Here is a 12,563-nt window from a genome sequence, read left to right on the forward strand (position 1 = left end):
TTAATTTTTGATTATAAAATTTAAGATCTTATTTTTTATAAAAATTACTTTCTGTATTTCTCCTTTGATGTATTTTAAAATTCCATGAGAGAATTTAGCTTGTTGTTCTACTTCCTCTTGAGAGCAGTCTAACTTCATTTCAAGAATATCTCTTGTTTTTCCATTTATCTGTATAGCTATCTTAGCCGTTTGACTTTGCGAGTACTGTATATCATATTTCGGCCACTCCATTTCTGAGAGAGAGTGTGCTGAATTAGTGATTGTACGCAATATCTGATTACATTCTTCTGTAATATGAGGTGCAATTGGATGCAGTAGTCTAATTATTAACCATAAAGTCGCAGCTTTTAATTTTCTTTTTTCTGTAATTAGTACGGTATTAGAAAGTTCTCGTATGAAGGCGATTACTTTATGAAAGGAATGTCTTTCATAGCTTTCAGTGACAAGACGAATTGTTGTATGAATACGTCGAAACATATCAAGATCGTGACTCGAATCTTCTATATCCAATTCTGCATATCTCATATGTGAATTTTCGTTTAGTGCGTATTCTATGTTCTGAGTGCTGATATTAATGATTTCGCGGTATATCTTATTGAGATACTTACGTGTACCGTCGATACCTATATGTGACCATTCAATGTCCTTATCCGGGGGAGAATCGGACAGCATAAACATTCTAACAGCGTCAGCGCCAAACTCTTCAATAGCATCATTTGCATCAATGCCATTCAGCTTTGATTTACTCATCTTCTCCACACCGACAAAATGAACTTCTTGTCCATTTCTACAATCTATGTATTTTCCTGTTTCACTTACTTTTTGTACATATTTGATATCTACCCATCTTTTTGCCGCATCTTTATATGCAGCATGGCATACCATACCTTGATTTAACAAGGCGATGAACGGTTCTTGAAATTTTATATAACCTAATTGATGTAATGCTTTTGTAAAAAATCTTGAATATATCAAGTGCATTACTGCATGTTCAGCGCCACCTACGTATTGATCTACCGGAAGCCAGCGAGCAAGTTGATTATGTATTGTCTCATCTTTCCATCTTTTAAATGGCACATTAGGTAGTATAAATTTTAAAAAATACCATGAAGACTCAACAAACGTATCCAGTGTATCAGTTTCTCTTGTAGCATCGGAATTACAAATGTGGCATTTGGTATGTAGCCACTCTGATTTACATAAGTTCTTATCTTTCGGAAGTAATATTGGTAATGATTCTTCATTTGCCGCTATTGTGCCGCACTTTGGACAATATATTATTGGTATAGGACATCCCCAATATCTTTGTCTAGAGATACTCCAATCTCTCAATCTAAAATTGACTGCACGATTTCCTATTTTATTATCTTCCAGATATTTGACAATTGTACTCCTTGCTTCTTCAAGTGAAAGTCCAGTTAAAAAATCTGAATTGACTACTGTTTCGTCTTGTATTACCGAGACGATGCGAAAATTATGTATTTTGGCAATTTCAAAGTCTCTTTCATCGTGAGCAGGGCATCCGAAAACAGCATTTGTACCGTATCCATCTATGATGTAATTTACAATGATTAATGGTATTTTCCCATTATGGATAGGATGTAAAAAATAGAGATCGGTAGTAATACCAGCTTTTTCCTTAGTAGCGTTTTCTGCTTCTATAGTACTGGATTTTTGCCACTCTTCAAGCATTGCACAGATTTGTGCATCGTTTTGTGCAAGCTTTTTTGCTATAGGATGAGAAGGGCCGATTGCAATGAATGTACAGCCGAAAATAGTTTCCGGCCTTGTTGTGAAAACGGTTATACTATCTAAATCTTTGTTAGTGACTGTATCTGAAGAAATGTGAAATACTATCTCGGCCCCTTCTGATCTTCCAATCCATTTCTCTTGCATCGATTTAATTCGAAGCGGCCATTGATTAAGAGATTTAAGAGAGTGTAATAAATCTTCTGCGAAATTTGTGATCTTAAAAAACCACTGCGTAAGCATTCTTTTCTCGATAGTAGCGCCAGATCTCCAACCTTTACCATCTATTACTTGTTCATTTGCTAATACTGTTTTATCTATAGGATCCCAATTTACTTCACTTTCCTTTTGATATAAAAGTCCATGCTTTAGCATTTCTATAAAGATGTACTGCTGATCTGCGCAATAATCTGAAGAGCATGTCATAATTTCTCTACTCCAATCATAAGAAAAACCGCATTTTTCAAGCTGTTTCTTCATTACTTCTATGTTGTCCAATGTCCATTCTTTTGGATGTACATTATGCTCTATCGCTGCATTCTCAGCAGGTAATCCAAACGCATCCCACCCTACAGGATGCAGAACGTTATATCCAAATGCGCGTTTAAATCGCGCAATTGCATCAGATATAGAATAATTTCGTATATGTCCTACATGCAGTTTTCCGGAAGGGTACGGAAACATCGAAAGTATATAGTATTTTTCTTTATTTGTTTCAGTATTTAGTACTGTGAAAATCTCATTTTCCTTCCAATACTTTTGCCATTTATCGGCAATTTCAGAATGATTGTAGCGTGGCATAATTACTTATAAAACGTCGTATATGACGTATGTGAACAATAATAACAATAACTTGCTGTCGCGCAACAATTCTTGCGAAATTTATGCGCGCAAAGCACGTATTTTTATATAGCTGGATAGTTTAGTTGTGTGCTTTGAAATGTTCTCATAACTTCTTCTATTATTTCATTCATGCATGGATAAGAATGGATTAGAAGTGACATATTGTCTATGCTGATACCATTTTGCATTGCAAGTACTATTTCTCCAATCAACTCTCCTGCATTCTGACCTACTATTGCTGCACCAAGTATTTTTGAATCTTCTCCTGCAAGTATTTTTATAAAGCCTTCATTGGAAGATGAGAGAATCGCTCTGTGATTATCTTTGAAGTATGCTTTTGCGACTTTATAGTTGATTTCCTGCTTTTTTAGTTCTTTTTCAGATAATCCTACAGAAGCAATTTCTGGCTGAGTGTAAACTACAGAAGGTATTGCACCATATGATATTTTATAATCTTTGTCATCATATATCTTGCTGACAACGAATCTACCTTCAGCTGCGGCTTTATGCGCAAGCATTATGCCACATACTACATCTCCTATAGCATACACGTTCTTTACGTTAGTTTGCATGTTACCGTTCACTGCAATCGCGCCCCTTTCATCGAGTTGTACTTGTGCATTTTGTAACTCAAGAGTATCTACGTTTGGAGTTCTTCCTACCGCTACCAATAGTATATCCACATCCGTAAGTTGCGCATGATTATCTGAAGATACATAATCGATGATCAAAAAATTATCATTCGTAACGTCGCTGATTTTTTGTTGCTTACTAATTCCAGTAATTGAAGCATTAGAAAAAATCTTAATATTTTTAATAGTTTTAAACTGCGTTTGCGCGATTGACACTACATCATCATCCATGTTGTTAAGTATATGATTGCCATGTTCTAGTATGATAACTTCAGTACCGATTCTTCCAAATGTGATTGCTATTTCAGCGCCTATTACACCACCGCCTAATACAGCTATTTTCTTAGGCGCAGTTTTGATATTGAGAATCTCCTTAGAAGATATAATAGTACTTCCGTTCATTTTAATGTTACTCATCTCTCTGCTTTTCGAGCCTGTAGCGATTATGATGTTTTCTGCTGTTACTTTTTGTCCATTGGTAACTGATATAGTATTTTTATCAATAAAAGAGCCAATGCCTGTTATCTTATCTACTCCGTATTTTCTAAAAGAATCTTCGATCTTTTTTGAAATGCCAAGGACAATATCATTCTTATGATGGCACATATCATGCATTGAGAATGTGACGTTATTGTATTGTATTCCGTTGCGAATGTTATGGTGCGTGCTTCGATAGTAATGACTTGTAACGTTTAGAAAGACTTTAGATGGTATACAGCCGTGATTTACATACGTGCCACCAATGCGCTCTTCGGCATCTATACATACTACTTTTTTACCTAATTTAGCAGCTTCAATGCTTGCTGAGTAACCTCCCGCACCCCCTCCAAGGATTGCTAAGTCGTATTTAGTATGCATAAAAATAAAAAGTTAAAAAGTTATTTATAGTTATTTATATATTGGTGATAAAGCGTCACTTTTTTATCATTCGCATTTTCTTCAAGTATCGAATACTTATACCTGTTCTTAGTGGCAAATTTTATAGCTTTCTCTTTACTGCTAAACTTCAGCTGTACCTGAGAGCGAGGATCTATGCACATAGTCCAGCCTGTAGCTATGTTTGTTTCTAAATAGTCATCCGGCTCTATATCGAAGCGCATAATCCAGCGTGTTGTCACTACTCCCCTCTGTGGTACAGGTTCTACTTTCTTAGTTATTACCACATTCATGTTATTCATCATTTGCACCGTAAAAAGTAGGATCTTTGAAATGAAAATCGGATTTTCTTACACCGCGATTCAGTTTTACATCACTCAATGCTAGGAGAGAGTGAATCTTTCCAAATTTATAAACTACAATACGTCTGATAGAGAGTATTGTACTCTGTTCGGTACTCTGAAATTCAACTTTAATTTCAGTATGTTCATAATCTTCAATTTCTTTCCCCATAATGATGCCACTAAGCCATAGCGATGTGACATTTTTATCGACATTGCATCGTTTCATATGCAATTGCTTGCGTAGATCGACAACATTACCACTTATGATCTTAAGTAAAGCAGTATTACGTATTGGTACATAGCTAGCTTCTTTTAGTTCGAAATCATAGTGCAACATTACGTCTGCATCTTGCGACAATAGCAGTATTTTCTTAGGGCTGTGATATTCCATCTTTACGTTGGCAGGTTTAAGCCAAGTGATAACGCCTTTGCCTGTACTGTTGCCAATGTATTCTACAAAATCAGCCTTGATGCTATTGGTAGCGTTTATAGATTGCATAACAAACTGCATATCAGAAAGAGAACAATCTCTTGCAAAGCATGTGCTGCAGTGCAGTGATGCAAAGCTTAACAATAAAATATAAGAGTAACGAAAAATGTAAGAGAACATACGCAACTTAATAACGATTATACCTATTTTCAGTGGAGAAAACTATATCAAATCTATAGATTGCACTACTATCTTCTAGTTTATTTGATAGTGCTGCGGGTATATCGCTCATACTTAGAGGAGTTGTTAGTAAATGTCTAACGCTTAGTATTCCAAGTTCTCTACTATTGATACTCATATCTATGTATGGAGTTTTATGAATTGTCGCAGGCATTATAGTAAAGAAGATATACGTTCCATTTTCATCTGTAACAGAAGTGCCACTACCAGTAAAAAATCTATCGCATTCTTTAAACATGCGTGTATATTCTGCATTTGGATCTTCTTTAATTAAAGGCGCCTTCACGCTTTCACAATACTGTTGTGATTTACCATGGCAATCCACTTGCCACATTTCCACGATTGCATTTCGTACAGGCTGGCAATGATTATCTAATACGCGCCCTATGATTGCTATTTTATCTCCTGAAGCTTCTACCTCTGTGTTCTGATAGCGTCGCAAATTGTTTGACTTATATATATCTGTAGGCTTTCCATTTAGAACGCTCTTATTATCTACGGTATGTCGGCAATTTTTCACTATATTCAATAGCAATTCAGCTGAATCATTAACGGGTTTCGCTGCGAGACTCACATTTGATTGCAGTAGCATTATGATGGCTATACATAATGTTCTTATTTTCATACTTAGCTTTGCTCATACTAACAATTTCAGATCATATGCTAAAAAAAAAACGTGTTCAAGTGCTTTATGAAAAGCATTTCAATGCGCAAGGCAAGAGTAGTACTGTTTTCATTTAAGAAATCTGCCACACATGCAGTACGACCTCCGATTATTCCGCATGCGTTGATCTTCTCAAGATAGTAGTTACAGTCAGAAATATTGATGGCAATGCCGTGATGCGAGATCTTATTCGAAAATCGCATGCCTATTGATGCAATCTTCGCTTCTTCATTTATACTATTTTTCACCCATACTCCTCTAGCATCATTTTTTTGAAATGCCGTAATGCCTAGATCTCTTAAAGTAAGCACTACGGCATATTCTAACTTATCGATAAAATCTTTTAAGTTAATGTTCTCATATAAGTGAGGAAGAAAAAAAATAGGGTAGAAAATTTTTTGCTGAGGGCCATGATAAGTGATTTTTCCGCCGCGATCTGTAGAGTATAGCGGTAAAATCTCATTTTTTATCTCAATATCATCTATCTTTTTACCTGGAAGTTGCTGACTAGAGACGGTGTAACATGCTTCATGCTGAAGGACTAAGAGTAAGTGAGAGTTATTCTTTTTTACATAATCGCATGATTGTTTCATAAATCGTATTATTTCACCGTAAGGAATGCTGTAGTCCGTGGTAATTATGTCCATTTTTGATGATAGTCTACTCATAGAAACTATAATACTCATGATGACAGTACTACTTAATTGCGAAAAATTATGATTCAAGAGTTTTATCTAAATTTCTCACATATTGTATTAAAAGAATTAGTTATGTATGCTCATCGCGATGTGTATCTTTTAAAGAAAAGCAATGTTGGATTTGAAGCAAATTATCCAAGCGAAAATCAGTCAGCTTATTCATGAAAATTCTGAAGGTATTCACGAGTATGGAATCGTGGTAAAAGCTTTCGATGGAATTGCGATAGTATATGGATTACTAGATGTAGGAATGTCAGAGCATGTGACGTTTCAAGATGGAGGATCTGGTATTGTGTTGTCATTAGAGGATGATGTTGTAGGCATTGCGATGATAGATGTGCTTACAGTGCGTGAAGGTGCGAAAGTTTACAGAACGAAACAAGTGTTACAGATACCTGTAGGTATGGAATTACTTGGTAGAATAGTGGATCCACTTGGTAATGTTTTAGATGGTTTGGAGCCGTTTCCGCATGACATAAAACGTAGTAATATAGAACAAAGTGCGCCCGATATAATGTCAAGAAAGTCTGTTAGCGAGCCGCTACAGACTGGAATACAAGTTATAGATGGTCTAATACCTATAGGAAGAGGGCAGAGAGAGCTTATTATAGGCGATAAACAGACTGGCAAAACTACCATCGCGATTGATGCGATAATAAGACAAGCAAAGATTAACAGCGAGATCAAAAATAAAGCAGATAGAGTGTATTGCGTCTACGTTGCAATAGGACAGAAACGATCATCTATTGCGAAAATAGCACAATTACTAAAGAAACATGATGCGATGGATTATACAGTAATTGTTGCCGCTTCTGCATCAGAAAGTCCTACATTAAAGTTTCTCGCGCCATACTCTGGATCTTCAATAGGAGAGTTCTTCCGTGATAATAAGATGCATGCGCTAGTAGTATATGATGATCTAAGTAAGCATGCAGTGGCGTATAGAGAGTTATCACTACTTCTCAAAAAACCATCCGGTAGAGAAGCATATCCAGGTGATGTGTTTTACATACATTCGAGATTATTAGAAAGAGCTGCAAAACTTTCAGAACAGAAAGGAGGAGGATCTTTGACAGCACTACCTATTATCGAAACTCAAGGTGGAGATGTATCTGCTTACGTACCTACTAATGTGATATCAATTACTGATGGACAGATCTTTCTTGAGAGTGAGCTTTTTTATAATGGTGTTAGACCTGCTGTAAATGTCGGACTATCGGTAAGTAGAGTAGGTTCCGCTGCACAGCTTGATGTGATCAAGAAACTAACTGGTATAGTACGTTTAGAGCTTGCGCAATATAGAGAGATAGAGTCTTTTTCTCAATTTTCTATGGAATTGGATAAAGCTACGACTGCTTTATTAGAAAGAGGGAAGCGTACTGTAGAGATGCTGAAGCAGGATCAGCATCAGTTATATGGTACAGAAGAGCAAGCAATATTGATGTTTAGTATTGTAAGAGGGCATTGTGATGATATTCCGGTGCAGTATATTCAGCTTTTTAAAACGAAATTAGTTGAATATATTAGAGAAAATGGCGATTCTATTTCATCAGAATTTTCCGCAAATTCATATAAGCTTACTGCAGCTTTGGAAGAGTTCACTTCCGCTTTATTAGTAAAATTTAAGAGATCATTCTCTGATGTATTACGTGCTGCAAGAGAAGTTTAATCTTAATATCTTTCCTCATGTTGGATTTTTTTACGCAGCATAAGAGAACGACAGTAGTGTTGTTACTCTTTTCTATTTTTGTAGGATATCTATCGTATCTTAAGATACCTAAAGAGAATAATCCGGATGTGAAGATACCCGTGATATACATGCTTGTGATGCAGCAAGGAATATCTCCGGAAGATTCAGAGCAACTTATAGTCAAGCCTCTAGAAACTGCATTACGCAGTATTTCCGGTATTAAGCATATTACATCTCATGCGTATGAGGGCAGCGCTTCAATTATATTGGAATTTAATAGCAATGTAGATCAAGACAAAGCACTTGAAGATGTACGTAATAAAGTAGATGACACAAAGAATCAGCTTCCGAAAGATGCAGATACTCCAGTGATACAGCAGGTAGATCTTAGCTTATTTCCGGTATTGAATGTGATTTTATCCGGCGATCTCGATCAGAGAACTCTGATTTCTATAGGAAGAGAGATGAAGAATAGAATTAAAATGATTCCTGAAGTATTGGAAGTGGATATCAGTGGAGATAGAGTGCCTCTTGTGGAGATATTGGTTAAGCCGAGTAAATTAGGATTGTATAATCTCAATCCATCGATGGTAGGGGAGTTTATTAGTAAGAACAATATGCTTATCACGGCGGGAAAAATAGACAATGGAGGAGGTGCGTATCAAATTAAGATAAAGAATCTTATTGAGACATATGAAGAGCTTTTGGATTTTCCGATAGCGAATTATAATGGCGCGGTAGTAAAGATAAGAGATATAGGAGAAGTTAAATACTCGTTCAAAGATAGTACTACAATAGCTAGGATAAACGGAAAGCCGGTAATAGCATTAGCAGTTTCGAAGAGAAATGGTGCAAATATCATCAATACGCTAGAGAAGATAAAGAATCTTGTAGAATCTGCAAAACAAAATTTACCGAAGAACTTGCATATTACTTACTCAAATGATGAAGCTAATGAGATAAAAGAAACTCTTTCCGATCTAGAAAACGGAATATTATTAGCTGGTTTATTGGTATTGTTAATAGTGTTTTCCACTATGGGACTCGGCTCTTCTATTCTTGTGGCATTTTCTCTACCAGCTTCATTTTTCGCCACGATACTACTCTTATACATGTGTGGATATACCTTGAACATAATAGTTTTATTCAGTTTGATCTTATCAATAGGAATGGTGGTAGATGATGCAATTGTTGTTAGTGAATATGCAGATAGAAAAATTACTGAAGGTGAACTTCCTTCAAAAGCTTTTCTAAATGCCGCAAAGAGGATGTTATGGCCGATAGTAACTTCAACTTTAGTAAAGATAATAGTGTTTTTACCGCTTCTATTTTGGCCTGGCGTAGTAGGTAATTTCATGAAATACATGCCAATTACTGTCACTATGATACTTACTTGCTCGTTATTATTTGCATTATTCTTTCAACCATCCATTGGCGCAATTCTCATAAAGAAACCGACTAACATAGATAGTAAAAAAGTTAATGAAATATATGCTTCCGAAAATGGTGCATTATCTGATTTACAAGGAATATATAAGGCTTACTATAACGTACTTATAAAGCTTACTTCTAAACCAAAACGATCAATCATCTTATTATTTGCTGGTATAATAGGTATATATGTAGTTTTTGGCTTTTTTAGCAAAGGCTTTGAATTTTTCCCAGATATAGAGCCAAAAAATTCCTTACTTGTGATACGTTCTTCGGGTAATTTGTCAATGAAGCAAAGAGATCTAATAGCGGCAGAAGTAGAGTCTAAAATTGCACATTTTAAAGAGATTAAACATTTTTATACGAAAATAGTTGCAGATGCTCGTTCTCAAAATCTCAAGGATGATACAATTGCTACCATAGATATGGAGTTTGTAGACTGGAAAACGAGAAGAAAGGCACAAGTGATTCAAGAAGATGTCAAAAAAGCTGTGAAGACTGTAAAAGGTATAAAATTTGAAGTACTTTCCGGAGATTCAGGGCCAAAATCCGGAAAACCGATATGGTTCAGTATTAGAGGAGATGATTGGAATAGTATTAAGAAAGCTACAACTCACATAGTGACACTGATGAAGAAAGACGATAAATTTGTAGATGTGGAGACTTCTGAACCTTCTGAAGGGTTAGAATATAGAATAAATGTGAATAGAAGATTGGCGGCAAAATATAATATTACCGCGGCTAATGTTGGACAGATTGTGCAAATGGCCACTGGAGGATTGCTGGTATCTAAGTATATCACCAAGGATTATGACAATGAAATCGATATCGTAGTGAGATTTCCAGAGGAATACAGAAATATAGATTGGATTAAAAATGTCAGAATACCTTATGGAAGTGGTAGTGTGCCTCTAGAATGCTTAGCAGAAACTAAAGCTACTCAGAAGCGTTCTGAGATACTGCATGTGGATTGTGTTAGAGCAATCACAATTCAAAGTGATGTAAAACCTGGAGTAATTCCAGAAAAACAGATTGAGCTGATTCAGCAATGGTTTTCTGAATTAGGAGAACAGCAAATGTCGATAATTGTGCATGGAGATCTTGAAAGTCAAAAAGAAAGTGGCAGCTTTCTTGGAAGTGCTTTTTTATCTGCCATTATTATGATGTTTGTTGTAATGCTTACGCAATTCAATAGTTTCTATAATGCATTGGTAGTCATGAGTTCTGTTGTACTTTCTACAGGAGGAGTGCTTTTAGGACTTATGCTTTCTAATCAAGCTTTTGGCGTTGTAATGTGCGGCATTGGTATTATAGCGCTTTCTGGAATAGTATTGAATAATAATATTATATTAATTGATACTTATCAGCATTTACGTAAATTAGGACATACTATAGAAGATGCAGCAATTAGAGCAGCTGTACAGAGATTTAGGCCTATTACTTTGACTGCTTCTACTGCGATACTTGGTTTGCTGCCTTTAGTACTTGGATTAACGATAAATATTATAGATAGAGAAGTGCTATATGATGCGCCATCAAGTCAATGGTGGAAGCAGTTATCGGCTTCAATTGCTGGAGGATTAACGTTTGCAACCATTCTTACGCTATTTTTCACACCGTGTATGATTCTCTTAGGAAAAAGATTTGAAAAAGAGGATGAGCTACAACCACAAGACGAAGAAGTTCAGAAAGAAGGTATTACTTCATGATGCAATTTAGTTAAGCGCATTTTAGTACGATAAAGTGTATTCTGATAGTTGTTACGAATGGTGTGTTTTTCTCGCGTATTTAGGATGTTTACCTACTTAGATCGAGTAGCGTTTTGCATTTTGTGTGTATGATAAATATTTATATTAGTGCTTCGATATCTTGCCTTATACGATAAGTATGTCGTTTATAGTCGAGAAAAGATAAAAGGTATTGCAATATTTCTTCAAAGCACTCGATGCAGATGTAGGCGTTGTAGCAGAATATATAACGAGCACATAGTCTTCGTTTAAGTATTAAAAGTGCATTTTAGCGATGTTTATAAGGGGATTTTCACCATCTCTCTACATACTACCATCATAAGGTCATATGACTGCAAATACGGCCTTACTTACAAAATTTCCGATACAATCAACTCAACAAAATCCTGTTGCTTGCGTAATTCATTCAATATAATTTCATGAACTTCATGTTCAGCTTTTTTATGCCGTTCATCTCTTTTCTAAAACTTCCTCTTAATTGCTTTTCTTACACGTTAAGTCAACTTCATTACCAAAGCAACATTTCGAACTTTCTGGCACACATTTTACTTGAGATTGCCTTTCTTATTCGTATCACTACCAATAATGATATAGCTTGTAATTTCATTAACAGCCATACGCAACTCATCACTTAAATGAAAGGAGCTGATTAGCTTTGAAGATGTAGCGAGTACATTTTCACCATCATTGTGCGCAGTATATAGAGACATTTTCATCATGTCTTGCAGTATGTGATATACCGAGACGTTATGCGTTATCACAGTGTCGTCATTCTTTGCAATACCACTTCTCAAGCGTAATGAATACGCGAGAAATCTGTTATACTCTGTGATACCTTCATCAATTTTTAAGTCAGCAATTTTTTGACATTTTACAATTGCTTTTACCGGTTCATAATTTCTTAATATTAATCCTAATTTATAGTTTTCATACAGTCCAATGTATGCATCGGTCTTATATTGCATATTTTTCCGCTGTAAATCATCTTCGGATGGATTTTCATACAGCATATCAGTGAAGAGAACAGCGTCAGCTTTGGCGTCACGCGTCTTCTTATAATCATAGAATTGCTTTACACCTATGAAAACAGCAATACATATGAATCCTAATGAAATCACTATACTGGCAAGTTTCATCACTCTCTGCCACCTTTCTGATATTTCTTCTGCGAGAATATCATCGAATACATCCAGATTTTTGTTCACAAGCTTAAAAAAT

General features: G+C 35.7%; 9 protein-coding genes. 2 read left to right on the forward strand and 7 right to left on the reverse strand.

Going from position 1 to position 12,563, the window contains the following annotated elements:
* From leuS to lipB, 6 genes are all read right to left on the reverse strand, one after another.
* Entirely contained in the window at nt 1-2,550 is a 2,550-nt protein-coding gene (leuS, locus tag Fsol_RS01065) for a leucine--tRNA ligase (protein ID WP_108673061.1), read from the reverse strand.
* 104 nt (nt 2,551-2,654) lie between these two features.
* On the reverse strand, nt 2,655-4,082 hold the full coding sequence (gene lpdA, locus Fsol_RS01070) for a dihydrolipoyl dehydrogenase (RefSeq protein ID WP_108673062.1): 1,428 nt from the start codon (nt 4,080-4,082) through the stop codon (nt 2,655-2,657).
* Between the two features lie 20 nt (nt 4,083-4,102).
* The gene (locus tag Fsol_RS01075) at nt 4,103-4,405 is read right to left on the reverse strand and encodes an NADH dehydrogenase ubiquinone Fe-S protein 4 (protein ID WP_108673063.1); all 303 of its coding nucleotides are present in this window, start codon (nt 4,403-4,405) and stop codon (nt 4,103-4,105) included.
* Complete coding sequence (locus tag Fsol_RS01080) at nt 4,395-4,943, reverse strand: LolA family protein (RefSeq protein WP_158521596.1); 549 nt, start codon at nt 4,941-4,943, stop codon at nt 4,395-4,397. Before Fsol_RS01080 ends, Fsol_RS01075 begins: the two co-directional genes overlap by 11 nt.
* A gap of 118 nt (nt 4,944-5,061) precedes the next feature.
* Nucleotides 5,062-5,739, reverse strand: a complete 678-nt coding sequence (locus Fsol_RS01085) for a dioxygenase family protein (RefSeq protein WP_108673065.1) — start codon at nt 5,737-5,739, stop codon at nt 5,062-5,064.
* Between the two features lie 38 nt (nt 5,740-5,777).
* Nucleotides 5,778-6,503 (reverse strand): lipoyl(octanoyl) transferase LipB, encoded by a 726-nt coding sequence (gene lipB / locus Fsol_RS01090; protein WP_158521597.1) that lies wholly within the window; start codon nt 6,501-6,503, stop codon nt 5,778-5,780.
* A gap of 85 nt (nt 6,504-6,588) precedes the next feature.
* On the opposite strand from lipB, the gene atpA reads away from it, so the two are divergent.
* Nucleotides 6,589-8,145 carry a F0F1 ATP synthase subunit alpha gene (gene atpA, locus Fsol_RS01095; RefSeq protein ID WP_108673067.1) on the forward strand — a complete coding sequence of 519 codons (1,557 nt, stop codon included), beginning with the start codon at nt 6,589-6,591 and terminating at the stop codon, nt 8,143-8,145.
* Between the two features lie 17 nt (nt 8,146-8,162).
* Nucleotides 8,163-11,306, forward strand: coding sequence for an efflux RND transporter permease subunit (locus tag Fsol_RS01100; protein ID WP_108673068.1), 3,144 nt, complete (start codon nt 8,163-8,165; stop codon nt 11,304-11,306).
* Between the two features lie 584 nt (nt 11,307-11,890).
* Here Fsol_RS01100 and Fsol_RS01105 read toward each other — a convergent pair.
* Nucleotides 11,891-12,550: a hypothetical protein gene (locus tag Fsol_RS01105; RefSeq protein WP_108673069.1), complete on the reverse strand. Its 660-nt coding sequence runs from the start codon at nt 12,548-12,550 to the stop codon at nt 11,891-11,893.
* Between the last annotated feature and the right edge of the window lie 13 nt (nt 12,551-12,563).

Origin of the sequence: Candidatus Fokinia solitaria, from assembly GCF_003072485.1 — a bacterium.
Taxonomy (GTDB): Bacteria; Pseudomonadota; Alphaproteobacteria; order Rickettsiales; family Midichloriaceae; genus Fokinia; species Fokinia solitaria.